This is a genomic window from Syntrophaceae bacterium, assembly GCA_013177795.1.
Taxonomy (GTDB): domain Bacteria; phylum Desulfobacterota; class Syntrophia; order Syntrophales; family UBA2192; genus UBA2192.
Map to the genome: position 1 here is coordinate 372,146 of JABLXY010000002.1, position 24,901 is coordinate 397,046.

Consider the following 24,901-nt stretch of genomic DNA (forward strand, 5'->3'; position numbering starts at 1 on the left):
CTGCCCCCGTGAACGTTTTTCTCCTTTCACTTCCTCTTCCCTGGCGGGAGAGGATCGAGGTGAGGGGGAAAGATTCATTTCGCCCTTCGCCTGCCTTTCAGAGGCGAATTTCGATGTGCGCCTTCTGTCGCCGCTCCGCGAGCCACTCCTCGAATTTCTTCTCCATCTTCATCCGGTAGAGACGCTCCTCGATGTCATCCCGGGTGGCCTTGACCGAGAGGCTCCCGCCGCCCCGCCGGTCGAGGGCGCGGATGATGGCGAAGCCCTGGGGTGTCTCGATGACGCCGCTCACCTCGCCGGGCTTGAGGCTGAACGCGGCCTCCTCGATGCTGGGGTGCATCGTTCCCTTCTCCACGTACCCGAGGTCTCCCCCCGTCTGCGGCTGCCCCGCACGGGCCTCGTTTGCGAGCGCCTCGAAGGGCTCGCCGGCCCGGATCCGCTTCAGGATGGCCTCGGCCCTGGCGCGCTGCCCGGCCCTCTCCTGGGCATCGGCCCCCTCCGGGACGGGCAGGGGGATCATCTGCAGCCGCACCCGGAGCTTGCCCTCGTACTCGTCCCGGTGCTCCTGGTAAAAGGCCCCAATCTCCTCGGGGGTCACGGAGACGCGCTGGCGGATTTCCCTCTGCATGATCCGCATGCGGATGAGGTCGTTCCGTGTGGCCTCCCGCTGCTTGTCCAGGCTCGAGCCTTCTCTTGCCAGGGCCTGCTGCAGGTCGTCCATCGACATGTTGCGCCTCTTGAGATTTTCCTGGATCGCGTTGGTCACTTCTTCCTCTTTGACCGTGATCCCCAGCCGCCTGGCCTCCTGGCGCAGCAGCATGTCGTCGACGAGCCTGGCGATGAGAGCCCTCCTCGCCTCGGCGGCGACCCGGTCGCGGTCCTCCGGGCGGATGCTCCTGTCGTACCGCTTGAGAATGCTCTCGACGGTGCTCTCCAGCTCGTGCTGGGTGATCACGTCGTCATTGACGACGGCGACGATGCGGTCGACGATCTCCGCCCGCACGGCGGGCGCCGCGAAGAAACACAGGGCTGCAACGAAAGCCAAAAACCGATGCGTCTTGCTCATTTCCAACCGTCCTCATCCCTTGCCGGGGGCCTGCCGGGCCCCTTCCGGCCCGGTCCCCGCGGGTCGCGGCTCGTCGATCTTGACCTGTCTCAGGCGCTCCTCGTCGATGCGGATCTTCGCCTCCGACTTGAGCTGATCGAGCCACCTGCGGAATTCTTTCTCTTCCTTGGCCTTGATAAGGTCCAGCTTGATCTTGTCCTTCACCTCGGCGAACTCGATCCAGCGCCCCGGTTCCCGCTTCAGGACCTTGAAGACGTGGAACCCGTAAGGGCTCTTGACGACCTTGCTGGTCCTGCCCTCGGGAAGAGAAAAAACGACCCGGTCGAAGGCCTCCGGCATCACGCCCCGGGTGAACACGCCGAGGTCGCCCCCCTTGGCCGCCTCGGGTCCCGTGGAGACCTCCTGGGCGATCTTGGCGAATTCCTCCCCGGCTTGGAGACGCCGCAGCACGGCGTCGGCCTTTTCCTTGGTCGGCACGACGATCTGCGCCACGTGCACCGACTCCTCGGAGTAGTACTTGCCCCGGTTGGCCTGGTAGGCTTCCTGGGCCTCCTCATCGGTCACGGTGATTTTCGCGTTGACTTCCTGGTCGATGAGCTTTTCCAGCAGGAGACGCTTCCTCAGCTCCTCGCTCCAGATCTTGTAGTCCACCTTCTCGCCGCCGAAGACCTGGGCGAAGTTCTCGCCGGAATAGTCCTTCCTGATCTCCTCGACGCGCCTCTTAAGCTCCTCGTCCGTCACCCTGAGCCCGAGCCTCTCGGCACGGATCAGCATGAGCTTCTCCTCGATGAGCTCGTCGAGGGCCTCCCGTTTGATGGCGTCGATGTTGTGGGCCTGCAGCGCCGACGGCGTCCCCGCGAGATTGAGAGCGTTTCGCAGCTTTACGGTGAAGTCCTTCACCGTGATCTCGGCGCCGTTGACCGTCGCGATGGCGTCTTCCGACGGCGTTCGGAAGGACGAGCACCCGATTGCCGCGGCGAGGCACACGGCGGCAAGCCCCGCCAGGACGACACCCGCCGCCCTGCGCCGATCGCCGCGCTGCGACTCTCTCGAGCGACCTTCCATCGCCGCATCCCCTGAAACCCGTTCTGTCATGTCCGTCCGGTTCAAGTCCCCCCTTTCCCCTTTGCAAAGGGAGGATTTATCGTTCTGTTGCCTGCGCCCGCTGCCTTTCGCTCCTTTTTCTTTTTGCTTTGCCGGTCGATGGTCTCCGGCGGCCGTTCACTGCCGCGCATCGGTCACTGGGCGGCCAGCTCCGCGAGCAGCCCCTTGGCCGCCTCGATGACCTGCCCATCGGGCAGATCGGGCATGGGCACGTAGAGCCGGTGGTCGGGCGTGAAGCGCATCCCCTTCCACTTCTTCTTCGCCAGCGCGATGAGCCGCAGCGGGTCGATGGGGCTCGACCGGTGGATCGCGAGGATCATGCTGTGCCCGTCGTACTCCATCTTTTCGGCCATGAGGCCCTTCATGAGGTTGCGCAGGCTGATGACCCCGACCAGGTTCTCCACCTCCGGGGGCAGGGGCCCGTAGCAGTCCTGCATCTCCTCCCGCAACTCCCGCAGCTCATCGTCAGAGGCGGCCATGGAGAGCTTCTTGTAGGTCACGAGCCGTCGGTGCGCGTCGGGCACGTAGCTGTCGGGCACGAAGGCCGCGATGCCGAGATGGATCTCCGGCCTGATCTCCGCCTCCGGTGCCTTTTCGCCCCGCAGCTCCCGCACGGCCCGCTCCATGAGCTGCGTGTACATCTCGTAACCTACGGCCGAGATGTGCCCCGTCTGCGCCATGCCCACGAGGTTGCCGGCCCCGCGGATCTCGAGGTCCTGCGAGGCGATGCGGAACCCCGAGCCGGGCTCGGTGAATTCCTTGATCACCGTGAGCCTCTTCTGCGCGTCGGGCGAGAGCATGGCCCCCGGCGGGATCAGCAAGTAGGCCCGGGCCTCCTCCCTCGAGCGCCCCACGCGCCCCCGGAGCTGGTAGAGCTGTGCGAGGCCGAACCGGTCCGCGCGGTCAATGATGATCGTGTTGGCTGCGGGGATGTCGACGCCCGACCCGATGATCGTCGTACATACCAGAACATCGTATTCTTTACGAAGGAATTTTACCATCACCTCTTCCAGCTCCCGGGGGGGCATCTGCCCGTGGGCCACGCCGATCTTCGCCTCGGGGACGACCTGCCCGACGCGCCGCGCCATGTGATGGATCGAGTGCACCCGGTCGTGGATGAAGAATACCTGGCCCCCGCGGTCCATCTCTTCGAGGACGGCCTTGCGGATCACCTCGTCGTCGAACTCGAGCACCCAGGTCTTGATGGACTGCCTCCCCTCGGGGGGCGTGTGGATGATGGAGAGGTCCCGGATCCCCACGAGGGAGAGCTGGAGTGTGCGCGGGATGGGCGTGGCCGTCAGCGTGAGCACGTCCACGAGCGTGCGCAGCTTCTTGAGCTTCTCCTTGTGCGTGACGCCGAAGCGCTGCTCCTCGTCGATCACGACGAGCCCCAGGTCCTTGAAGACGACGTCCTTCTGCAGCAGCCGGTGGGTGCCGACGACGATGTCGACCGCACCCTTCGCGATCTTCTCGATCACCTGCTTCTGCTGCTCCCGCGTCTTGAAGCGGTTGAGGGTCTCGATCCGGACGGGGTACTTCGCCAGCCGCGCCCGGAAGCTCTGGTAGTGCTGCTCGGCGAGGATCGTCGTGGGCACGAGCACGGCCGTCTGCTTGCCGTCCATCGCGGCCCGGAAGGCGGCGCGGATGGCCACCTCGGTCTTCCCGAAGCCCGCGTCGCCGCAGATGAGGCGGTCCATGGGCTTCTCGCCGTCCATGTCGAGGTTGACGTCCTCGATGGCCCGGGCCTGGTCGGGGGTCTCCTCGTACTCGAAGGAGGAGGCGAACTCCTCGTAGTAGCGGTCGACGGGGGAGAAGGCGTGGCCCTTCATCGAGTCGCGGGCGGCGTAGAGGGCCACCAGGTCCTCGGCGATCTCCTCGACGGCCCTCTTCACGCGCCGCTTGGCCGTCTCCCAGGCCGTGCCCCCCAACTTGTCGATTCGAGGCTCGTGCCCGTCGGGCCCGATGTAGCGTTGGATCTGGTCCAGGCGGTGTACGGGGATGTAGAGCCTGTCGCCCCCCTGGTACTCCATGAGCAGGAAGTCGTTCTCGATCGCGCCCACGCTCAGCCGCTTGAGGCCCCGGTAGACGCCGATGCCGTGGTCGGTGTGGACCACGAAGTCGCCCTCGTTGAGCTCGCCGAAGGACTGCAAAAACCAGCCCTCGCGGGCCCGGGCGGGGCGGCGCCGGCGGGCCTTCTTCCCGAAGATCTCCTCCTCGCCCACGACGACGAGCTTGAGCCCCGGCAGGGCGAAGCCCCCGGCGATCTTCCCCTCGCAGAGCAGCAGGCGCCCCTGCGCGCCCCGCGGTGCGCAGAGTTCCGTGAAGAAGGGCCTCTCCGAGTGCCCTAGGGGCAGCGCATAGTCCTCGAGGAGATGGCTCATCCGCAGCCGCTCCTCCTCTCCGGCGCAGAGGTAGCAGACGAGGAACCCCTCGCGGGTCCAGGCCCGGACCCTCTCGGCCACGGGCGCCAGCAGACTCTCCTCGCGCTGGATGAGGGCGGGCTCCTTCGGCCGCAGGCCCAGGTCCGTCTCGACGTCAAACCGGATCGCCCCGCCGTCGTCCTCCGCGCCGACCGCGATGTCCTCGATGACGACCTCGGGGGTTCGCCCCGCCGCTTGCAGGGGGTCCCCCTCCGGCAGGAACAGCGCGGTCTCGTCAAGGTGGAACCGCTCCTCGTCCTTTGCGCGGAGGAACAGGCGGCTGATGTCGTTGCGCGCCCTCTCGTCGGCCCGCGCCGTGGACAGGGGGTCGTCGACGATGACGAGGCCGCCGGCGGGCAGGTAGTCCGTGATGGGCTCGAGGCCGTTCGCCCCCGTTTCATCCATGTAGAAGAGGGGGAAGAACTGCGGGTTGAGTGAGGAGGCCATGCCGTTTCCGATCATCTCGGCCAGGCGGTCCCGCGCGCGAACCGGGAGGCCCAGCTCCCCTGCCCGGATCCGCAGGTTGCGTAGGGCCCTCCTGCGGGCCTCCTCGGAGAGGACGAGTTCCCGCGCCGGCGTGAGGGTGAAGTCGGCCAGTTCCTTGCGGGAGCGCTGGGAGGCGACGTCCATCTCCCGGATCGACTCGATCTCGTCGCCCGCCAGCAGCAGCCGGTAGGGCCCCGGGGCCGCGGGGGGGTAGAGGTCGATCACGTTGCCCCGGACGCTGAAATCTCCCCCCTCCTCGACGAGCGGCACCCGGCGGTAGCCCCCCTCGACGAGCTTGGCGGCGAAGAGGTCCCGGTCGAGGGTGTCCCCGATGGACACGGGGGCCATGAAGCCCGCGACGACGTCCCGCGGCACGACCTTCTGGAGCAGGGCCGCGCGGGGGATGATGACGATCGAGGGCTTCTTCTCGATCAGCGCGGAGAGGACGCGGATGCGCTCGCGCTCCACGTCCCGCTGCGGCGAGAGGGCCTCAGGGAGCATGAGGTCCCAGGGGGGCATGAGCAGGACGGCCCCGCTGCCCGCGAAGAACGCCGCATCCTGTTCGAGCGAGCGCGCCTCGTCGAGGCCCGCGCACAGCACGACGACCGTGCGCAGGGTCAGCTCGTGCAGGGCGGCGATGAAGAGGGCCTTCGAGGAGCCCTTCAGGCCCGTCACCCTCGTCTCGCCCCCGCGCCCGATGCGCTCGAGCGCGGCCCGGAAGGCAGGGTCGGCCTGGAGGAGTTTCTGCAGATCGGAATTCACGGAACGTTAATCCAATACGAAATCCCCCTCATAATGAAGTCCCCCTTTAATAAAAAGGGGGATGCAGGGGGATTCTCTCGTCTTCCTGTTCAATCACTCTGGGTAGATTCCCCAAAGCTTTGTCATTCCCTCGAAAGAGGAGATCCATCATGGTGCCCGTTTGCAAGGGCGTGACATTCTCTGATGCCCTGTTGCTTGATGTGGGGTACTTTCTTCGCGTTTAAGCTCGGTCTAATAGAGCCGGCGACAGCCTTAGCCCACCGCCAGCATGCGGTCTAAACACCTCTTCGCCGGCACCCGGATTGCCTCGGGCACCTTCACCACGGGCGCCATGTTCGTCAGGGCCTTCAGGATGTCCTCGAGCGTCGTGAGCTTCATGGTTTCGCAGATCATTTTCTCCGAGGCGGGGATGAAGGTCTTGCCGGGCCAGCGCGTCCTGAGCGGGTAGAGGATCCCGATCTCGGTGCCGAAGATCAGCTCGCTGCCCTCCATCTTCCCCGCGTATTCGATGATGCCTGAGGTGCTGCCCACGAAGTCCGCCAGCCTCAACACCTCCTCGCGGCATTCGGGGTGGGCGGCGAACTTCGCGTTGGGGTACCGGGCCTTGACGGCCAGAACCTCCTGCGGGGTCAGCTCGTCGTGGACGGGGCAGGCCCCGCCCCAGGGGATGATCTCCTTGTCGGTGAACTTCGCCGTGTAGCGGGCGAGGTTGCCGTCGGGGATCATGATCACCCTCTTTTCAGCAAGGGAATTCACGACGCGCACGGCATTGGCCGAGGTGCAGCAGATATCGCTTGCCGCCTTGATGGCCGCCGAGGAGTTGATGTAGGTCATGACCGCCGCGCCGGGGTATTTCGCCTTCTCCTGTTCCAGGGCCTCCTCGGTGATCGTGTCGGCCAGGGCGCAGCCCGCCTCGTAACGGGGCAGCAGGACGGTCTTGTCCGGCGAGAGGATCGAGGCGCTCTCGGCCATGAAGTGCACCCCGGCAAAGACGATGACGTCGGCCTTCGTCTTGGCCGCCTCGAAACTCAGGGCAAGGGAGTCCCCCGTGAGGTCGGCAATCTCCTGCACCTCGTCGCGCTGGTAGTAGTGGGCCAGGAGGATGCCGTTTTTCTCTTTCAGCAGCGCCCTGATTTTGCCGTTTAGCTCGTTTTTGTCCACAGTCGATTCCTGTTCGGGTATCCGGCCTATCTCCGTTCCGTACGCCGGTGGAGGCATCGAATATCTATAACCAGTCATGACCCCGGGCTTGTCCCGGGGACCGTGTAGTGTAACTAATATAGGTCATTAAACCCTTGAACTCAAGGCAAAAACCGGGGAACGACAAGGGGCCGGGTTTGTTTCAGGCCCTTCGACACGCTACCGGTCCGGAAAGATTTGAAGGCAGACCCCGTTTCCCTGGTCTTTCCTGCCTCCCGGGCACCGGCTGAATTCGCCCCCTTGTGTCGGTTCTGTTTACAGTATGGTTTCAATGGTTTCTTTCTCGATAAGATGTTTTATTCATTATCAATTTTGCAATCAACGCAATCACGCTGCAAATCCGGGCGTCGAATCCGTTTACATTCTCTGATTTCCGGCAAGAAGGGCAGAGCCATGGGGGCTTACGCAATCGGCAATGAATCCGTGGGGTTGTTCCGGCCCGGGGGCGGGTGCGAGCCGTCTGTACGATTTTTGCATATTTTCAAGCCACTTAGGGCGTTTTCCCCATCGCGCACCGGTTTGAGCGGAAACCGTTCTCCTGTTGTTTTTCTCGTCGGCGTCTGCTGCCTTCACGGCCCTGAGCGCGGCAACGGTTAGCGGATTCCTGTTGATCAACCCACCCTTATTGTCCCTTTCGTCCTGAGACCTTGTTTTTGTTGTGTTTCATCGCCGAGACGGCGCTGACCCGCCGGATAGCGCGTTGTCGCCGGTGTTTCGGCGTGCACGCGGGTGATTTTCGCCGACGGCAGATTCGAAAATCATTTCTCAAAAGGAGGGCTTTGTCATGATGGCGGCGAGCAGGAAGTTCTGGTTGGGATGGCTGGGGCTTTTGTTTCTGGCCTCGGTGATGATGTTCGGCTGCGGGGGCGGCGGCGGGGGAGATGCAGGCGGAGGAGGCGGAGGTACACCGGCACCGACGGTTCCGGTGACAATCAACTACAGTATCGGGACATCTGATAATCCCCTCGTTGCGACGTTTGCGCCCGAGGGAGTGACCTTCACGCTGACCTCGATCAGGTTCACGGGCACTTTGAATCGGGATACCGGTGATCTCACGCTGGATGAGAATCGCTCCATGGCATTCACTCTTCCCAGTCCCTTCATTGAAGAAGCGACACTGTCGATTGGGATCCTGACCCCGTCCGGGAGCGGCGGCATCGTCTCACCCGGGAATCAGCAGTACCCCACTCGCGGCGCTCTCCAGATCAATGTTGCGTCGGGTGTGACTGGATTTGACCGGGTCATGGGAGAGATTACAGCCACAGGGGTCAGAATCTCGGCCTATCAGTTAAACGATCTTGTCGCCGGCCCTGTCGATTTGACTTGGCTACAGTTCGAAGCCTTGGAAAATGATGCCGGCGCAGCCCCCTATCTGAGAGTTGCGCGGTACAGCTACAGCGCGATAGAATTCATTTTCGAGCAGTTCTCTCTTGCCTATCTGCTGGTTGCCTTGGTTTTTGAATATGATGATCAGCTTCAGTCAAGCAGAAGCATTGTCGGCAACAGCGCCGTCTTTCCCGGCACGGGGAGGGCAGGAACGCTTCGAGTAGACTGGCAGGACACCACCGGCAACGGTGATTTGGGCCCGGGAGATCGTTTCGTCGGCACCTTCTCGGAATTCTGGGTCGACGACCCGACGGATGATGTCGACCGCATGTACGACGGTGTGCTGACACTGTCGGGATACATAGAAAATCCCAACAGCTTAGGCGGTGCGTTTGTCTTCAGCAACTTCCGCGAGCGGGAAACGCAAGGCAATATGATCAGCCCGGACAGCACGATCGTCAATGGCGGCTTCGATGTGATCTTTTCCTGGTAAAAAGGTGGGATAGAGTAACAGAAGAGGGCGGACCCAACGCGGGTACGCCCTCTTCGTTTTCATCGTGCACAATCGAGGGGGCAGTCTCCCCTTTTTTCACTCAGAAGCTGCAGTGCCAGGCCAGGAAGGCGCCGCCGCTGCGCATCGGCGCGAGGGTGACGTTGTCGGGGGCGCCCTTAAGCCAATCCGGGGCCCAGTCCTGGGTCTTGAGGAAGCGGTAGCCCTGGAAGGCCGCGATGGCTGTTATCCCGATGGCGAAGCCCTGGGCCGTCGCCTCACTGGAGTAGTGCTCGATGCCCTGCAGGTCTCCTTGGTAGGAGGGGCCGCCGTTTTTGTTGGCGATGCGGAAGACCCAGTAATCGAGGGAGTAGAGGATGGGGTTCAGGACGTTCCACGCCATCATCCCTCGGACGAATGCGTCGTTCTTGTCGATCCGGTCGACCTGAAGGATGACCTCCGAGGCGCCCAGCTGGGTGAGGAGCCCCGCCGAGTAGAGGGCGACGCCCTTCGCTCCGCTGTCGGCGTCCTCCGTGAAGGCGATGGGCTGGTTGTAGTTGCCCGCCTTCCAGCTCATGTGCGTGTTCGTCGCGGCCGCAACCAGGGCGTGGGCCCCCTCGTGCATGAGCATGGACGAGGCGACGCCCGCGGCGAATTTCGCCACGGCCACTGCGGTCAGCCCGCCGCCCTCGGCGTGGAGGGGGACGGGAGCAAGAGGTACAAGGATGAGAATTGCGGCAAAGAAAGCCGCGATGCGAGCCGATCCGGTGTTTTTCTTCACGTTCATGGTCCTTGCGCAACGGAAGGGGGCGCGCGGTTCACCGCACGCCGCAAGGACCTGCTGCCCTCCTTGGCGCGTCAGCCCAGACCAGGTCGAGTTCCGTCCCGTGAGTACTGCAGTCGAAGGATTCCCAGTTGAAAAATCGGTCGATCTGCGCCGAGACTTGACAACAGCAAGCCCCGTGCCAGCTGATGATGCGTCATCGCGAGCCACGGATCACGACTCCGTCACTCCCTCTCCCCTCGGAGGCTGTGTCGCAATAGGGAGTAGGGGCTGAGTTCTTTGACAAAAAAATATCCGTAACGCACCTCGAAGGATCGCCAACCCCGGCCCGGTGTGCTAGAGTGCTCCGCGAAAGGAGATGCGCTCATGGCCTATCGAACCGGCGACCGTCTGCAACTGGGGCTGCTGCCCGCCAGCATCGAGGACTACGTGTCCCCCGAGGACCCGGTACGGGCCTACGATGCCTTCGTGGAGGCCTTGGATCTGCCGCAACTGGGCATCGAGGTGGACCCCAACCAGGTCGGCAACGCCGCCTACGATCCGCGCGCGATGCTCAAGCTGCTGGTCTACGGCTACTCCTACGGGGTACGCAGTTCCCGCAAGCTCGAACGGGAGTGCCACCACAACCTGGCCTTTGTGTGGCTGATGGCCGGGCTGAGGCCCGACCACAAGACCATCGCGGAGTTTAGGCGCAACCACAAGGCGGCCCTCAAGCAGGTGCTCCGGCACTGCGCCCGGCTCTGCATCAAGCTCGACCTAATCGCGGGCAACGTGCTGTTTGTCGACGGCACAAAGATCCGGGCCAATGCCTCACGCTACCGCAGCCATGACCGGGCCTGGTACGAGAAGAAGCTGGCCGATCTGGATCGGCGCATCGAGCAGCTGTTGCAGGACTGCGAGGCCATCGACCGCCGGGAGCGGCACATGGACTCGTACGTGGCGATGCGAAAGGACCTTGCCCAGACGAACACGCTCAAGGACCGGGTCCAGGAGGCCCTGCGGGGCTTCGAGGGAGGCAGCCACCGGCACGTCAACCTCACCGACCCGGACTGCGCCCTGATGAAGAGCGTCCAGGGCAGCCACGCGGCCTACAACGTCCAGTTGGTGGTGGATGACAAGCAGGGGCTTCTGCTGCAGGCCGATGCCGTCGAAGAGACCAGTGATGTCAACCAGTTCGCCCGGCAGATCGAGGCCGCCAACGCGCTGCTGGAGAGTCCCTGCGAGACGGCCTGCGCCGATGCCGGCTATGCCGACACGGCGGAGCTCGAGAAGATCGACCGCCAGGGGATCCGAGTGATCGTGCCTTCACAGCGGCAGGCGAGGAAAGAGCCGGAAAAGCCGTTCAGCAAAAGCCATTTTGCGTATGACCCAGAGCAAGATGACTACAGCTGCCCTGAAGGTCACAGGCTCCGGTATGAATCGACGGAAAAACGCACGGGCAAGCGGCACTACGTGATCACCGACGCGGCCATCTGCCACGCGTGCCGGCACTACGGGAGCTGCACCCAGGCGCGCAGGGGGCGCAAGATCATCCGGCTGCCCAACGAAGAGGTTAAGCTCAGGCTGGAGGCCCAGTACGAGGAGGCCGCCTCGCAGGCCGTCTACGAGAGGCGCAAAACCCGGGCCGAGCATCCCTTCGGGCACATCAAGCGCAACCTCAAGGTCGATGCCTTCCTGCTACGGGGGCTCGAGGGGGCGCGAGCCGAGGTCTCGATGCTGGCCAGTTGCTTCAATGTGGCTCGCCTGATCTCGCTGCTCGGGGTCAACGGGCTCATCGAGAGGCTCCGGGCCCTCGGAAGGCCCTGCTTCGCACCGGCATGAGGCTCAACGGCGCTCTTCAAAGGGCCCTGAACCATCAAAACCTGCCCGACAGACCGTGCGCGGATAGACGTTACGGATATTTTGTTGTCAAAGAACGGGTAAACAACTCGTCCCCTCTTGACTGTTGCGACACAGCCTCTCGCGGGAGAGGGAAGGGGTGAGGGGGCACCGGGGTTGACTCGGGGAGTCGATTCGGCTACCCTCTGCCGAAAACAGCTGCAGAAGGGATTCGCAATGATCAAGGTACAGGAGGCCCTGAAGACCATACTCGAGGGGATTCATCCCCTCGGGTGCGAGAAGGTCCCCATCACCTCGGCCCTCGGCTGCGTCCTCGGCGAGGACATCGTCTCGGACCGCACCATTCCGCCGCTGGCCAACTCGGCCATGGACGGCTACGCCGTCATCGCCGCCGACACGGCCTTTGCGAGCAAGTCAAAGCCCGCCGTCCTCGACGTCCTGGAGGACATACCCGCGGGCAGGGTGGCTACGCAGCCCGTCAGGAAGGGGCAGGCGATCCGGATCATGACGGGCGCGCCCCTGCCCGAGGGGGCCGATGCCGTCGTGCGGGTGGAGGACACGGAGGCCGAGGGAGGCAGGGTGAAAATCTTCGTTTCCGCGGCACCGGGCCTCGACATCCGCGAGGCGGGGGAGGACGTGAAGGCGGGCGAGCTCGTCATCCCGAAGGGGAGCGTCATCCGCCCCGCCGAGATCGGCATGCTCGCGGCGCTGGGCCGCTCTTACGTGTCCGTCCACCAGCGGCCCGTCGTGGCCGTTGTCTCCACGGGCGACGAACTCGTCGAGGTCGACGAAACGCCCGGCCCGGGCAAGATCGTCAACAGCAACGGCTACTCGCTGGCGGCATTGGTCCTGGAGGCCGGGGGGATGCCCCTTCAGGTGGGCATTGCCCGGGACAACCGGGAGGACCTGCTCGCAAAGTTCCGCACGGCCGCGCGGGCCGACATCGTGATTTCCTCGGGCGGGGTCTCCGTGGGGGACTACGACCTCGTCAAGGACATCATGGCCGAGATCGGCAGCCGCATTCAGTTCTGGCGCGTGGCCATGCGGCCGGGCCGCCCGCTGGCCTTCGGCCTGCTGGAGGGAAAGCCCCTCTTCGGCCTGCCGGGCAATCCCGTGTCGTCCATGGTGTCCTTCGAGCAGTTCATCCGCCCCGCGATCCTCAAGATGCGGGGATACAAAAATCTCTTCCGGAAGTCGGTGCGTGCCGAGATGACCGGGGGCTACGAGAAGAAAAGGGGGCTCACGTATTTCCTGCGGGCCCGCGTCGAGCAGAGCGGCGGCAAGTACGTCGCGGCCCTCACGGGCGAGCAGGGCTCGGGGATCCTCAAGTCCATGGTGCTCGCCAACGGCCTCGTCGTGCTGCCCGAGGATGTCGCATCAGTCAAACCGGGCGACGAGGTGGCCGTCCAGCTGCTGGACGGCTCCCTCAACACGACGGCAGGGCCGGAATATCTTTAAAGGGACTCCGCCGCGCAACTCCTCATTCGGTCAGGGCGCGCTCGCCGCGATGTGCCGAGAGCATGTCAGAGAGCACGACAGGGGCATACAAGAGACCTAGCGGCAAGAGATTGCAGTAAAGCAGACCCCAGTAGGCATTGTTGTTTCGCCCGACAAAGAGGAAGAGCAGAATGTAGGCCGCTATCGTCAGCCCCACCCTCCTCCCAAGCGCGTCCCGCCACGCCGGAAACCCGAGTAGTGCAAGCGGAGCAAGCACGGCGGTACACCAGGATGGTAAGATGAAAAGAAACGGCTGCACTTGAATCGTTGCCAGGACGTAATTCCAGCCGCTCAATGCAAGCCATTGTGTGAAATTCAGGTTCGCATCGCTGCGGGTCAGAGCATGGACCTGGCTGGCATGGATGGTCATCACGGAAAAAAATGCAAGAGCCCCCAGCAGCCAGGATAGAGCTTCTCTTCGGTTGCGATCCGCAAGAGACGCAAAAAACATGACCGCCACGAAAGGAAGCGCAAGTTCTCGAATAAACAAAGCTGCGATCCCCGCCGTCAGCGAGAGTCTCCGCCATCCATTCCCGTGGGCGAACAGGGAAATGGAGATCAGAATGCCCGCCCATAATTCATGCATGACGAAAATGATCGCAATGAAGCTGTACACGGCCGATCCTGCCAACGGAATCACGCCAAGGGCGACTCGCGGAAACGACATCCGCTTCGTTGCGGCATCCACCCACAGCCATAAGGAGAAGAATGACAGGAGGATGACGATAACCCGCCCTGCCTCCGGAGAGGGCAGTGCGCCGAGCAATGTGGCGAGAAACGGGAGCCGCCAGTTGAACACGCTGTCCGTGGCATACCCCCGCGTTTGAAGCTCCTGCCGGGCAGCCTGATAGTATCCTTCACCGGCGTGAATTCTCTGCGCAATGGCATAATAGCAGCGCAGATCCTCTCCGCTTCGGTGTGTTTGCTGAAAGTCCCCAATCCGAAACGAGAAGATGCCATAGAGGATCAAGCCGACAACGGCTGACAAAATCGCATAGTTCCGCAATGGCTGTGCCGTCACGCGTGAGTTGCCGGGAAGGGAAGTTGTTTGCATGCTGACCCTGCCTAACGGCCGTTGGAGATCACAGCCCTGACGGATACTACCGACGCAATCGCAGGCCGCGATGGGCGGGAATCTTCTGAAGGAGGTCGAAATCTGAGCTGACCGAGTCGATGGGTTCCCCCCGCTGCCGGATGTTTTCTTCCCGGATGGCGCCGAGACGGCCTGATGAATCGGCAAGATAGTCCACCCGCCCCGGATCGATGCCCATGACGCGGCTGCAGGTCGCGTCCACAGCGGGGAAGTTGCGGCCCATGACGATCACCCCCGCCGCTTTTGGCGTACCCATGATCGGGCCGTCCCCCTCCATTCCCACGATCCCGTCGACGATGGCAAAATGTGGCTTGACCGTTGCGTTGATGTCGAAAATGCAGTTTTCGATTCCTGCATGGTGCAGAATGTTTTTCGGCCAGCCGTAGAACGAACCCGGCATGAGACCGAAAAGATTCTTCATGGAAAGGGTCACGCCTGCCCAGTGGTGGGTTTTGAGTTTCGCCATGGAAACGACCCAATCCGCTTTTCGCAGGGTCAAAGGCAGTGTCAGGGTATTGAGACGGCTGCGTCCGCCCGCATTCGGTACCGTGTAGACGTCGTCGTAGTTGAGATCGACGAAGGGGATGCGTTCCGCGACCAGGACGTCCGCCATTCCCGACTCCTCGAGCAGTCGCAGGGTGTCGCGGCAGTGCCCCGACCCCTCCCCGACGAGGACGTGAGAAGCTCCGAGACTGCGGAAGGCATCGGCCGCTGCGCGGATGACCATCGGGTGCGTGTTGATGTGGGGGGCGTCAGCCCTCGTTTCCACCAGGTTCGGCTTGAGCAAAATGGTTTTTCCCTTGATCTCGCCGGAACCGACACCGAGCTCCCTGAAACCGGAAAGGATCGCGGAGCGAATATCGGCACCGTAGTGGGGAACCTTTGCGATGAACGCTTCCGAGGCGGATTCGGTCCGGATGCAGGCTTGAAACAGCGGCAGGGAGAGCAGCGTGATGAGGCCGCGGGGAAGCAGGCGGAAGACAAGCTCACGCCTGGTGATCCTGCTTGATCTGATGGTTTCGAGAGCGGCAGCGAACGGAGTTTGCCAGTCACGATAACGCATGGATCAGTCCCCCGTCCGCCTTCCGTGCGATGATCATCAGACCGATCATCGGCGTGTCATAGGTTCCGTAGCGGTCCTGCCGCCTGAGGCACCGGTCGATGAGGTTGTTTGCATCGACCGTGCGTTCCCCCCATGCCGACAGCCCCAAAATGGCCCATCCAAGGCTGAGAGGGGTTTGCAGCGTCCTTACGGACTCTTTCAGCAGCGCAATGCTGCGAGAGACGCTCTGCCTGTCCGTCAATCCCGAAAGCGCCGAAAGGGCCAGCCCGGTGCTTTCCGGCATCGAGGCCAGTTCCGTGCCAAATACCGTGGTGTTCCCGTAGTTCCAACCGCCCCGTGACAATTGCCGGTCTAGAAGGAGCCGAGTTCCCTCTGATACCCTTTCATGGCCGCTGTACCCTGCAAATCGCAGAGCCATGATTGACAGTGCCGTGGGTTCGACCCACGAATGGGTCTCCTCAGTCCAACCCCAGCCCCGAATGGACGTGTCGTGTCCGCCAGGGCTTTGGGGGTCCCGCTTGAAGTGGGTTCCCGAGGTTTTCAGCAGGAAAGACACGGCTCGTGACACTCTCGGAGCGAACTCGGGGTTTCGGTGCCACGCCATGATGGCCAAAGGTGTGGGCCAGTAAACATCCGGGTGCTCGGGAGAAAGCGCAAGGCGCCCATCCTTCATCTGGCTTTCGCCCAGGCGATGCATGGCGGCATGAAGGCGCTGCGAATCAATCCCGCACATGCGGAGGGCCAGAATAGCCCATGATGTGGCATCAGGGCGATATTCGCCGCCCGGGCGGGCGGCAAACCCGCCTTCTGGAAGACTTCGTGTCCAGATCTCATCCAGAATTCTGTCGCTTTTGGTGTCTGCCATGGGCGTTTGTCGATGCGCATCTATCTCCATGTGCAATTTTAATGCTCGCTCTTTCCGCAGTCCACAAGATCGCCTGCTACAGAGGGATGCCGCTGCGGTTAGCGCGGTTGCAGGGGGTTGTCCCTCTCACGGTTCACAGCCATGATGGAACGCGCTCACCGGGCGATCGGTTATGAGTTTCCTCGCCGGGACCTCGAATGAACTTTCATCTGGCCCGGATGTCTGTTAATCGTGTACTCTGCGCAACGTCAAAATGTCCTCTCAAGTGTCGGTAAATATTACACATATTAAAATTGAAATACCCTCAAGCAGTTATTGCTTTTTCATCTTGGTTGCCCGGCCGCGCTGCCTGCTCACTGTCAGATATCTTTACAATTTTCAATAAGCAAGTGGGAAAGGGAGAGACAGCGCTTCGTGCAATAATCCCTTTCCGCAAAAAGACTTCAACCGAATTAACCTGCGCCGCGATGTGGTGGTACGCAAGTTGCTGTTTGTCAACCTCCAATACAAATGAAATCAGCGTATGTGAATAAGTTTCCAGGACAAAGGTTTAAAGTGTTGCAATAGTTGAAAAAGGTTTGATTTTCTCTATCGACGATAAACCGACGGAGTGAGTCCCCCCTCCTCTCCCTCCTTTCGGCCCGTGAAAAAGATCGCCAGCTGCGATCACAGACACGGGCACGTTCAGAAGTTCCCATTTTTTTCCATAAGTAGTGTTTGAGAACGCTTCTGGCTGTCTGTATTCAATTTACGTAAGTATAGTTTGTTGACCCCTCAAAAAATGAATGTGGCGCCTGGATAGCACCAACAAATTTTGTAGGTACATGACAAAACCCTGCGTGGGCGGGCTTTCTATCGAATGATCGGAAAAAAACTTTACAAAAAATATTTTGTTTGAAAGTCACGGGCTTCGTGTCGATTCGTTGCATCAGCGGCAGATAGCGGCATGCTTGTTCGGCATTTCTGGAACGGCTTATGCTCTTGTCTTTGGCATCGGGATGCAAGATCCCTACGGTCCAGAAGGAGAGCAGCAGCATCCGGGCTGCACAATGGGGGGGCCGTAAACTCAACTGTAGAAGTGGTGCCGCAGGCCCGGCAGTCACGTCTTGCGGCACAGGAAACAAAAGGCCGGAATCGGGGATTTGCGGTCGATGGGCAGGTTTGCACTTGCGGCAGACAAGACATGAAATGAAAACAGAAAGTCGAAAGAAAGGGGGGACGACAGAACCCAACAAGAGGAAAAACCGAATAGCAAGAGAACGGAAGCAAGATTCTTAAAATTCTGATAGCAACAAAAACACGTTACCTACTGATACGCCCTTAGGGGCACTATCGGTTTTTCATTGAGCCGGTAGTGGAACAGCACCGTCAGGACGTTTTCGATCCCGCGGTCGCTCCAGCGGGCCCCGCATCGGCCCTGCGGTTGAGTTCCCTCATCTCCCGCTCCAGGGGAGCGGTGGTCGTGAAGGCAAAGCCCTTGTCGGCCTGCCAGCTGAAGGCGTGCGGCTGAGCGTTTTGGAGGTGCTCGGCCGACTGACGGAAGCCGTCGCGCTGCAGCTCTTTGATAAAGGCATCCAAGCCCTCGGGGGCTCGGGGCCCCCGGCGCCACAGCAACCGCTTGAGGCGCTTCTGGTAGTGCCGGCGCTGCTCGACCTGCATGCCGTCGAGCCAGAGGTAGTGATTGAGCTGGTGCACCAGATGCCAGCGGCAGCGCTGGACCGCAGAGGCACAGGCCTCGAGGTTCAGGCCCCCATCATGCACGAGCCGCTCGATGGGCAACCCCAGCAGTCGCCGGCGAAGCCCCTCGGCATCACCCACGTGCACGTGCACCAGCCGCTTGACGATGGTCGGGCGTCCGGCCACCGCGGGACCCGGGATGGCGCTGACGGCCAGATAAACGGCCGAGCCCCGCGGGTTCTTCCCCGCCTTGACCCGGGTGCCGTCGACCAGCACGGTCTTGCCGGCCACCTCGTCGCTCGGGGCGAGCGTCGCGGCCCGGGCGGCGATCTGGCGCCGCAGCCCCTCCGGGGAAGGCGCATCGGCCAGCAGCGCGCGCAGGGCCCAGGAGGCCCGCCCGAAGGGCATCTGGATCCCCAGCCCGATGGCCTTCTCGACCAGCTCGTCGAGGAAGCGCCGCCCGAAGGGAAGCCCCAGCACGGCATTGACCGGCCGAAACGTCCGGCCGCAGGCCTTGCAGCGCATCTGCAGGACCGCCAGTGACAGGCGCCCCCGCGACGTCCGCAGCACCCGGCTCCGCCAACCCTTGCGGATCAGCGCCGTGCCGTCGCAGCGCGGACAGCGCAGCCGGCCCCGATGGGCCGACAGCCACTGCAGCTGGATGTCCCGAAGCCGCTGCCCGTAACTCCGGGGAAAGGCCTGATCGTACAGGGCGGCCAAATGAACAAACAACCGGTTGACAACGTCCCCGGGGCAGGCAACAATCCATCCGGGAGGGGTAACTCTCCTGGGAGCATCTTGATACCTCCTTTCGAGTTTTGGCGAATTCTCCAAAGGCGTATCAGATGCTCTCTGCTTTTTCAAAGAACAGGTAACGCGTATTTTACGCTATCAAAATTCTAAACACACAATTTATGCAAGGAGGATTGAGAATGGAAAAGCTGATTCGTTTCTTCAAGGATGAGGAGGGTGCCACCGCAGTCGAGTACGGGCTTATCGTCGTCCTGATCGCAATCGCCATCATTGTCGGCGCCGGTCTGCTCGGCACGAACCTCAACGCTCTCTTCACGCGTGTCGCAAACACGCTGGGCAGCTGATGTTTTGACAATTGGCGGGAGGCGCAGCTTCGAAACCGGCTGTGCCTCCCGCCTTCCGGCATCGCCACCGGCGAGGAGCTTCCGATGATTGCGGACAAACGACGGTATCATGCGCGTGAAGAGGCGAACAAGAACCGCCTGGAGTGCCAGCGAGGCGCGACGGCGGTCGAATACGCGCTGATCCTCATGGCCGTGGCGCTGGTGGTCGTAATCGGAATCGGAAGCCTCGGAACGGCCGTGGCTGATCTCTACAACACAATCGTGGAACGCATATTCCACTGAAAAAGGCGGCGGCGGAAAATGATCCATCACAGTCAGGCAATCATTCTTATTATCCTTCTCGTCGTTGCGGTCGTTTTCGATCTGCGTGAGCGAAGGGTCCCGAATTGGCTGACCCTTCCCTTCATGGCCGCCGGAGTCGCCTACCATGCAGCTGCCAATGGCCTGCCCGGGGTGCTCTTCAGCCTGATGGGCCTCGCGCTCGGCATCTCGCTTCTCATCATTTTCTACGCTGCCGGCGGCATGGGGGCAGGCGATGTGAAGCTGATGGGCGCCGTGGGGAGTCTGCTGGGGCCTGCCAATGTCCTCTACGCCTTCGTCTACAGCGCGCTGATCGGGGGGATTTACGCAGCCGCCGTCCTTTACCGGCACAGTGCGCTGCGATCATCCATCGAACGCCTCGCCAGCGTGCCGGTGGACTTTGCGAGGACGGGCCAATGGTTCTGGTCCCCCTCGCCCGCGTCACGGAAGATACCGCGCATCTGTTATGGAGTCGCTATCTCCCTTGGGACGGGAATATACGTTCTGAGGTCTCTATAAGGGGAAGAAGGGCTTGAGAGTGCATGCTGTCGCGTAACGATGCAGCCGGAGTCGCTGCGTAAATAAAGGAGGCATCAAGACCATGAAGCAGTTCTGGAGCAAATTGGCGGACAAGCAGAAGCCGCTGCTGCTGTTCGGCTGCGCCGTCGCCATCGCGCTTGTCGTCACCATCCTGACCTACGGGTGGCTCAAGCAGTCGATCGGCTCCCAGGCGCAGGCTCGGGAGACGCAGCCGGTCGTGGTGGCTGCCGTGGACATCCCCTGGGGGACGTCCATAACGGCGGGGATGGTGAAGACCACGCCGTTCCTGAAGGAAAGCCTGGCACCCGGCCACTTTGCGGATCCGGCGCAGGTCGTGGGCCGGACCATCGTACAGCCGGTGCGGACGGGCGAGCCCATCTTCGAGACGAAGCTCGCGCCGACCACCGTGGCCGCCGGCGGCGTCGCGGCGCTGGTGACGCCCAAGAAGCGGGCCATGGCCGTCAAGGTCGACAAGGTTGTGGGGGTCTCCGGCTTCATCCATCCCGGCAACCGCGTGGACGTCCTGGTGACCATCTCGAAGGCGGACAGGGCCAACCATCCGGAAACGAAGATCGTCCTCGAGAACATCCTGGTGTTGGCGACGGGGACGGAACTGGAGAAAACGGGCAGGCAGGAGAAGCCTTCCCAGGTCGACGTCATCACACTGGAGGTGACGCCCGAGGAGGGAGAAAAGCTGGCTCTTGCCGCAACGGAAGGAAAGCTGCAGCTCGCCCTTCGGAATTTTTCCGATACCAGCTCGGTGGAGACCCGTGGGATCACGATCCCCTCTTTACTCTCTAAGTCCGCCGCGCCGGAAAAGCCCGCGAAGCAACCCGCAACCCGAAAGTCCGCACCGGCGCCCTCCTACACCGTCGAGACGATCAGGGGCAGCAAGGTCACGGAAACCAACTTCAAATAGAGGGGGAAAAGGGAGCCATGAAAATTCGACGCATTACGCATACCACGGCCGCGGCTGCTCTCAGCCTGCTCCTTCTGCTCGTCTTCATCGCGCCGCAGCTCTGCGATGCCGCCGGACCGTCTGCCGTCACCGTGAACAACCTGCCGACGAAGAAGCTCAGCCTCTCCGTCGGGAAGTCGACCGTCGTCGAGTCCGCCGAAGCCATCAGGCGCGTCTCCGTTGCCGCGCCCGACATCGCCGACACGGTCGTGCTCTCGGCCCGCCAGATCTACGTGACGGGGAAATCCTCGGGGATCACGACTCTCACCCTCTGGAACGACGCGAACCGCGTCTCGGCCGTCTTCGACGTGGAGATCCTCCCCGACGTGGCCGCCCTCAAGGAGAAGATCCATCAGGTCTTCCCGAACGAGAAGGACATCAAGGTCCTGGGGACTCACGAAAGCATCACCCTGTCGGGCACCGTCTCCAGCGCGGCGAACCTGAACCAGATCGTCCGGCTGGCCGAGGCTTACGCGCCCGTGGACAAGCAGTCGGGCAAGCCGAAGCTGCTCAACCTCGTCGATGTCGGCGGGGTTCACCAGGTCATGCTGGAGGTCCGCGTCGCCGAGATGTCCCGCAGCCTGCTGCGGCGCCTCGGGGTGAATTTCTCCTACATCAGCGACAGCGGCACGAACTTTGGGATCTCCCTGCTGAACAGTCTGACGAGGCTTCCCGCGGCCGGCTGGCCCGGAAACCCCCTGACCGTGGGCGACAACATCAACTGGGCCTTCCGCTTCACGGGCGCCGGCGCCACGTGGACCGGTTTCATCGACGCGCTGAAGGAAAACGGCCTCACGAAGGTACTCGCCGAGCCGACGCTGATCACCCTGAGCGGGCGCTCCGCCAGCTTCCTGGCCGGCGGTGAGTTTCCCATCCCCGTGCCGCAGGCAACGGGGGGCGCCACGACGATCACGATCGAGTACAAGACCTTCGGCGTGGGCCTCAACTTCACGCCCACCGTGCTGAGCAACGGCAAAATCAGCATGGCGGTCAACCCCGAGGTCTCGGACCTGGACTTCACAAGGGCCGTGGCCGTCCAGGGGTTCCTGATCCCGAGCGTCAACACCCGGCGCGTCTCGACGGTGATCGAGCTGGGTGACGGCCAGAGCTTCGCCGTGGCGGGGCTCCTCAAGGACGATGTCCGCGAAGACGTTAAGAAGTTCCCCGTGCTGGGCGACATCCCGATCCTGGGGGCCCTGTTCCGCAGCACCTCGTTCCAGAAGAACGAGACGGAGCTCATCGTCATTGTGACGCCCCACCTCGTGAAGCCGCTCGACATGGCGAAGCAGACCCTTCCCACCGACGCCTTCATCGAGCCTGACGACTTCGAGTTCTACCTCCTGGGGGCGCTTGAGGGGCGGGAGAAGAAGACCACTGCGAAATCGCCGGCCGCGTCCGTGCCCGGGCTGAGGAAGGGCAGCGGCCTCGAGGGCGACTTCGGCTACATCAAACCCTGACCGACGGAAAGGAGAACCCATGAGAATCCACATCGCAATCGCCCTCGTCGCGCTCTTCGGCATTGGTCTGCTCGCGTCCTGCGCGCCCACGCGGGTGGAAATGGACTACGGGACCTCGCACAAGCTGCAGATGGTCAACCAGATCGCCAACCCCGACGCGGGGAAGGACGTAAAGCCCGTCGAGGGCATGGACGGCCAGACCTCCTCGGTGGTGATCACCAAGCACCGCAAGGAATTCGAGAAACAGGAGAAGCAGCAGGCCCCGATCTTCAACATCACGACACCGGCCAAGTGAGGGCGTGAGGTGCAGCCAGAGGAGGACCCGATGATCCGGCGGGGGGCGCTCGGCAGGATGAGCAAGGGAAGCACGATCGTGGAGTTCGCGGTCACGCTGCTCGTTTTCATCACCCTGCTTGTCGCAATCATCGAGTTCGGGTGGCTGTTCTTTATCCAGCACACCCTGCAGTACGCCACGCGTGAAGGGACACGGCTTGCCCTCGTGGGAGGGACGCTCAACGACCCGTCGGGTAACCCCATGACGCGGGTGGACTCGATCGTTCGGACGATCCGGGATGCGGCTTCCCTGGCTGTGAATCCCGATGGGCTGCTCATCGCCGTCTACCCCGTGAGTGCAACCTTCGGCGACCCCGTCAACTGGCAGAACCTGCAAGACGCCGGAAGGCCCGGGGATTACATGCGGGTGCGGACGCGGGTCGTCCACACGTTCTTCACGCCCCTGATCGGGAGCTTCTTCCCCGGGGGGCAGATCACCCTGCAGGCGGAAGGGACCTATCGGAACGAGCTATTCGACGAGTGAGAGCCGCATTCGAAGGCGTTCCTCGTCACAACAGGATGGACAGGAGATGAGAAGCACGAGTCCGAATCGCAGGCATAGAGTTCTCTCTCCCTCACTCGGCAGTCAGGAGGGGCAGCGGGGCGCGGCGCTCCTGGAGCTGGCGTTCCTGCTCCCGATCCTGATCGTCCTGGTCTTGGGCATCATCGATTTCGGGAGGCTCATCCACGCGCGCCTCGTGGTGACCAACGTGAGCCGCGAGGGGGGAAGCCTCGGCTCCCGGGACATCCGCGTGGGCAGTCAGCTCGTCAGCATGCTCCAGGCCTCGGCCGCACCTTTCAACCTGAGCGGCCGCGAGGGACGAATCTATGTCACCAAGATCCGGGCGGGCGAGAGCCTTCTCGAACCGGAGCCTTACATCCACAGCCGTGCGACAGGGGGCACGCTCGACGTGCCGAGCGGGATCACGGGCAACGTCGGGGACACGCCCGGCGGGCTGCAGGACCCCATCTATGGCCGTCTTCGTTTCAGGGCGGCGAACAACACCTCGGACATCTCGGAGGTGACCATCGTCGAGGTCTACTACCTCTACCGCACGATCACACCGCTGCCCCAATTCATCCAGGGCCTGATCCTGCCGGATCGCGGAGGCATTCTCATCGGCAGCCGGGCGACATTTTAGGGGGAACCATGAAGAGAGCAGAACATCGCGTTGCGGAGACAACCGGCGGCAGGATGAGGGACAATCGCGGCGCCTTCGCAGTGATCTTCGCCCTGGTTCTTGTCGTGCTACTGGGTTTCACCGCCCTCGGCATCGAGGCGGGCCGTTGGTACCTCGTGCGTGCGGAGCTGGCCAAGGGGGTGGATGCGGGGGCCCTCGCGGCGGCGAAGAACATCTCGAACCCCTATGTCGACCCTGTGGTGATCGCCCGCGAATTCGGGGAGGAGAACTTCCGGGCCGGCTATATCGACACCCCGGAGTCAGGGACGGGCGTCGTGAGGTTCAGCGCCCAGATGCTGGCCGAAAACCGTGTGAGCGTGAGGGGCGACGTGAATGCCAGGGCCCACCTGGCAAGGCTCTTCGGCGTCGACACGATCCCCGTCAGCGCGGTCGGTGTCGCCCAGCGCAGGGAAGTGGAGATCATGATGATCCTCGACCGCTCGGGCTCCATGGCCGGTCAGAAGATGACCGATCTCAAACGGGCGGCCAACAGCTTTCTCGACTTCTTCGTGGAGACCCAGGCGGAGGACCGGGTGGGTCTGATCAGCTTCGCCACCACGGTTTCCCTGGACCGGCCACTGGGAAGCGATTTCGTCGATCCCATGCGGAGCGCGATCAATGCCATGACGGCCGTGGGCGCAACGAACACGGAGGATGCCCTCGACCGGGCCGGCGGGACAGGCAGCTTCACGGACCAGTCCGGCCTCCCGGGCGACCGGCGCGTCCAGCAGTTCGCCGTCTTCTTCTCCGACGGCATGCCCACGGCCCTCCGGGAGCGCTTCCGGTGGAACGGCCAGGATTACGACGGGGTCGCCTATGGCGTGGGCTCGTCGGGCCGGGCCAACTGCAGGACGTCGGATTACCCCTACATGAGCGTGTACAGCCGGCTGCACCGGCCCACGGGAACCGACAACTTCTACCCGGACGTCAACCCCGCCACGACGGGAGACGGCAGGAGGACGAGTGGCACGAATGCAACGAGTTGCTGCTGCCCGCGCTACTTGAACACAAAGTGGTACATCTTCGAGTCCCTCCCGGTTCCCGGGTACACGGCGGAGCAGTGCAGCATCCCCATGAACCAGCTACTCCCGCACTTCTGCAGCCTGACCCGGCAGCTCGCCCTGCAGAACGCCCAGACACTGAAGAACCGGGGCATCAAGATCTACGCCGTGGGGCTGGGGTCGAGCAGCGAGATCGACCCGGCCTTCCTGCGCAGCCTCTCCAGCGGGGAGGGGTACACGTATATCGCGCCGACGTCGTCGGAGCTGGAGGCGATCTTCATCCGGATCGCCAGGGACATCAAGCTGAGGCTTGTGCAGTAACAGACGATTGTTTCATCAGTGAAGAGATCGAGGTGACAGGC

21 protein-coding genes are annotated in these 24,901 nt (G+C 62.6%); 12 read left to right on the forward strand and 9 right to left on the reverse strand.

Annotated elements, in window-relative coordinates:
• Nucleotides 1–97: 97 nt before the first annotated feature.
• From HPY67_06740 to nadA, 4 genes are all read right to left on the reverse strand, one after another.
• Nucleotides 98–1,066: a hypothetical protein gene (locus HPY67_06740; GenBank protein NPV04410.1), complete on the reverse strand. Its 969-nt coding sequence runs from the start codon at nucleotides 1,064–1,066 to the stop codon at nucleotides 98–100.
• 12 nt (nucleotides 1,067–1,078) lie between these two features.
• Nucleotides 1,079–2,131: a hypothetical protein gene (locus HPY67_06745; protein NPV04411.1), complete on the reverse strand. Its 1,053-nt coding sequence runs from the start codon at nucleotides 2,129–2,131 to the stop codon at nucleotides 1,079–1,081.
• A gap of 173 nt (nucleotides 2,132–2,304) precedes the next feature.
• Nucleotides 2,305–5,838 carry a transcription-repair coupling factor gene (gene mfd / locus HPY67_06750; GenBank protein NPV04412.1) on the reverse strand — a complete coding sequence of 1,178 codons (3,534 nt, stop codon included), beginning with the start codon at nucleotides 5,836–5,838 and terminating at the stop codon, nucleotides 2,305–2,307.
• Nucleotides 5,839–6,090: 252 nt separating this feature from the next.
• Complete coding sequence (gene nadA / locus HPY67_06755) at nucleotides 6,091–6,999, reverse strand: quinolinate synthase NadA (GenBank protein ID NPV04413.1); 909 nt, start codon at nucleotides 6,997–6,999, stop codon at nucleotides 6,091–6,093.
• Nucleotides 7,000–7,822: 823 nt separating this feature from the next.
• Here nadA and HPY67_06760 point away from each other — a divergent pair.
• A complete protein-coding gene (locus HPY67_06760; GenBank protein NPV04414.1) occupies nucleotides 7,823–8,857 on the forward strand; it encodes a hypothetical protein in 1,035 nt (344 codons plus the stop codon).
• A 100-nt stretch (nucleotides 8,858–8,957) separates the two neighbouring features.
• Here HPY67_06760 and HPY67_06765 read toward each other — a convergent pair whose 3' ends face one another.
• Complete coding sequence (locus HPY67_06765; GenBank protein NPV04415.1) at nucleotides 8,958–9,641, reverse strand: hypothetical protein; 684 nt, start codon at nucleotides 9,639–9,641, stop codon at nucleotides 8,958–8,960.
• A 363-nt stretch (nucleotides 9,642–10,004) separates the two neighbouring features.
• On the opposite strand from HPY67_06765, the gene HPY67_06770 reads away from it, so the two are divergent.
• Nucleotides 10,005–11,459, forward strand: coding sequence for an IS1182 family transposase (locus tag HPY67_06770; protein ID NPV04416.1), 1,455 nt, complete (start codon nucleotides 10,005–10,007; stop codon nucleotides 11,457–11,459).
• 234 nt (nucleotides 11,460–11,693) lie between these two features.
• Nucleotides 11,694–12,935, forward strand: coding sequence for a molybdopterin molybdotransferase MoeA (locus HPY67_06775; GenBank protein ID NPV04417.1), 1,242 nt, complete (start codon nucleotides 11,694–11,696; stop codon nucleotides 12,933–12,935).
• Between the two features lie 22 nt (nucleotides 12,936–12,957).
• Here the strand turns inward: HPY67_06775 and HPY67_06780 are convergent, their stop codons facing one another.
• From HPY67_06780 to HPY67_06795, 4 genes are all read right to left on the reverse strand, one after another.
• Nucleotides 12,958–14,028 (reverse strand): hypothetical protein, encoded by a 1,071-nt coding sequence (locus tag HPY67_06780; GenBank protein ID NPV04418.1) that lies wholly within the window; start codon nucleotides 14,026–14,028, stop codon nucleotides 12,958–12,960.
• Between the two features lie 46 nt (nucleotides 14,029–14,074).
• Nucleotides 14,075–15,130, reverse strand: a complete 1,056-nt coding sequence (locus HPY67_06785) for a DUF362 domain-containing protein (protein NPV04419.1) — start codon at nucleotides 15,128–15,130, stop codon at nucleotides 14,075–14,077.
• Entirely contained in the window at nucleotides 15,117–15,995 is an 879-nt protein-coding gene (locus HPY67_06790; GenBank protein NPV04420.1) for a terpene cyclase/mutase family protein, read from the reverse strand. The genes HPY67_06785 and HPY67_06790 overlap by 14 nt, the downstream gene beginning before the upstream one ends.
• 1,368 nt (nucleotides 15,996–17,363) lie before the next feature.
• On the reverse strand, nucleotides 17,364–18,392 hold the full coding sequence (locus tag HPY67_06795; protein NPV04421.1) for a hypothetical protein: 1,029 nt from the start codon (nucleotides 18,390–18,392) through the stop codon (nucleotides 17,364–17,366).
• Nucleotides 18,393–18,604: 212 nt separating this feature from the next.
• Between HPY67_06795 and HPY67_06800 the strand changes: the two genes are divergently transcribed.
• The 9 genes from HPY67_06800 (at nucleotide 18,605) to HPY67_06840 (ending at nucleotide 24,860) form a co-directional block, all read left to right on the forward strand.
• Nucleotides 18,605–18,769 carry a Flp family type IVb pilin gene (locus HPY67_06800; GenBank protein NPV04422.1) on the forward strand — a complete coding sequence of 55 codons (165 nt, stop codon included), beginning with the start codon at nucleotides 18,605–18,607 and terminating at the stop codon, nucleotides 18,767–18,769.
• An 84-nt stretch (nucleotides 18,770–18,853) separates the two neighbouring features.
• Nucleotides 18,854–19,051: a Flp family type IVb pilin gene (locus HPY67_06805; GenBank protein ID NPV04423.1), complete on the forward strand. Its 198-nt coding sequence runs from the start codon at nucleotides 18,854–18,856 to the stop codon at nucleotides 19,049–19,051.
• Nucleotides 19,052–19,069: 18 nt separating this feature from the next.
• Nucleotides 19,070–19,588: a prepilin peptidase gene (locus HPY67_06810; GenBank protein ID NPV04424.1), complete on the forward strand. Its 519-nt coding sequence runs from the start codon at nucleotides 19,070–19,072 to the stop codon at nucleotides 19,586–19,588.
• An 82-nt stretch (nucleotides 19,589–19,670) separates the two neighbouring features.
• Nucleotides 19,671–20,528, forward strand: a complete 858-nt coding sequence (gene cpaB / locus HPY67_06815) for a Flp pilus assembly protein CpaB (GenBank protein ID NPV04425.1) — start codon at nucleotides 19,671–19,673, stop codon at nucleotides 20,526–20,528.
• 17 nt (nucleotides 20,529–20,545) lie between these two features.
• Nucleotides 20,546–22,024, forward strand: a complete 1,479-nt coding sequence (locus HPY67_06820) for a type II and III secretion system protein family protein (protein NPV04426.1) — start codon at nucleotides 20,546–20,548, stop codon at nucleotides 22,022–22,024.
• A gap of 19 nt (nucleotides 22,025–22,043) precedes the next feature.
• Nucleotides 22,044–22,319, forward strand: coding sequence for a hypothetical protein (locus HPY67_06825; protein NPV04427.1), 276 nt, complete (start codon nucleotides 22,044–22,046; stop codon nucleotides 22,317–22,319).
• Nucleotides 22,320–22,349: 30 nt separating this feature from the next.
• Nucleotides 22,350–22,841 (forward strand): pilus assembly protein, encoded by a 492-nt coding sequence (locus tag HPY67_06830; protein ID NPV04428.1) that lies wholly within the window; start codon nucleotides 22,350–22,352, stop codon nucleotides 22,839–22,841.
• Nucleotides 22,842–22,887: 46 nt separating this feature from the next.
• Nucleotides 22,888–23,499: a pilus assembly protein gene (locus HPY67_06835; GenBank protein ID NPV04429.1), complete on the forward strand. Its 612-nt coding sequence runs from the start codon at nucleotides 22,888–22,890 to the stop codon at nucleotides 23,497–23,499.
• Between the two features lie 8 nt (nucleotides 23,500–23,507).
• The gene (locus tag HPY67_06840; protein ID NPV04430.1) at nucleotides 23,508–24,860 is read left to right on the forward strand and encodes a VWA domain-containing protein; all 1,353 of its coding nucleotides are present in this window, start codon (nucleotides 23,508–23,510) and stop codon (nucleotides 24,858–24,860) included.
• Nucleotides 24,861–24,901 lie beyond the last annotated feature (41 nt).

What these genes read in the sequence shown, in the direction of transcription:
- HPY67_06740 (NPV04410.1), bottom strand. Translation starts at nt 1,066, where the DNA reads ATGAGCAAGACGCATCGGTTTTTGGCTTTCGTTGCAGCCCTGTGTTTC.
- HPY67_06745 (NPV04411.1), bottom strand. Translation starts at nt 2,131, where the DNA reads ATGGAAGGTCGCTCGAGAGAGTCGCAGCGCGGCGATCGGCGCAGGGCG.
- HPY67_06760 (NPV04414.1), top strand. Translation starts at nt 7,823, where the DNA reads ATGATGGCGGCGAGCAGGAAGTTCTGGTTGGGATGGCTGGGGCTTTTG.
- HPY67_06765 (NPV04415.1), bottom strand. Translation starts at nt 9,641, where the DNA reads ATGAACGTGAAGAAAAACACCGGATCGGCTCGCATCGCGGCTTTCTTT.
- HPY67_06770 (NPV04416.1), top strand. Translation starts at nt 10,005, where the DNA reads ATGGCCTATCGAACCGGCGACCGTCTGCAACTGGGGCTGCTGCCCGCC.
- HPY67_06775 (NPV04417.1), top strand. Translation starts at nt 11,694, where the DNA reads ATGATCAAGGTACAGGAGGCCCTGAAGACCATACTCGAGGGGATTCAT.
- HPY67_06780 (NPV04418.1), bottom strand. Translation starts at nt 14,028, where the DNA reads ATGCAAACAACTTCCCTTCCCGGCAACTCACGCGTGACGGCACAGCCA.
- HPY67_06785 (NPV04419.1), bottom strand. Translation starts at nt 15,130, where the DNA reads ATGCGTTATCGTGACTGGCAAACTCCGTTCGCTGCCGCTCTCGAAACC.
- HPY67_06790 (NPV04420.1), bottom strand. Translation starts at nt 15,995, where the DNA reads ATGGCAGACACCAAAAGCGACAGAATTCTGGATGAGATCTGGACACGA.
- HPY67_06800 (NPV04422.1), top strand. Translation starts at nt 18,605, where the DNA reads ATGGAAAAGCTGATTCGTTTCTTCAAGGATGAGGAGGGTGCCACCGCA.
- HPY67_06805 (NPV04423.1), top strand. Translation starts at nt 18,854, where the DNA reads ATGATTGCGGACAAACGACGGTATCATGCGCGTGAAGAGGCGAACAAG.
- HPY67_06810 (NPV04424.1), top strand. Translation starts at nt 19,070, where the DNA reads ATGATCCATCACAGTCAGGCAATCATTCTTATTATCCTTCTCGTCGTT.
- cpaB (NPV04425.1), top strand. Translation starts at nt 19,671, where the DNA reads ATGAAGCAGTTCTGGAGCAAATTGGCGGACAAGCAGAAGCCGCTGCTG.
- HPY67_06820 (NPV04426.1), top strand. Translation starts at nt 20,546, where the DNA reads ATGAAAATTCGACGCATTACGCATACCACGGCCGCGGCTGCTCTCAGC.
- HPY67_06825 (NPV04427.1), top strand. Translation starts at nt 22,044, where the DNA reads ATGAGAATCCACATCGCAATCGCCCTCGTCGCGCTCTTCGGCATTGGT.
- HPY67_06830 (NPV04428.1), top strand. Translation starts at nt 22,350, where the DNA reads ATGATCCGGCGGGGGGCGCTCGGCAGGATGAGCAAGGGAAGCACGATC.
- HPY67_06835 (NPV04429.1), top strand. Translation starts at nt 22,888, where the DNA reads ATGAGAAGCACGAGTCCGAATCGCAGGCATAGAGTTCTCTCTCCCTCA.
- HPY67_06840 (NPV04430.1), top strand. Translation starts at nt 23,508, where the DNA reads ATGAAGAGAGCAGAACATCGCGTTGCGGAGACAACCGGCGGCAGGATG.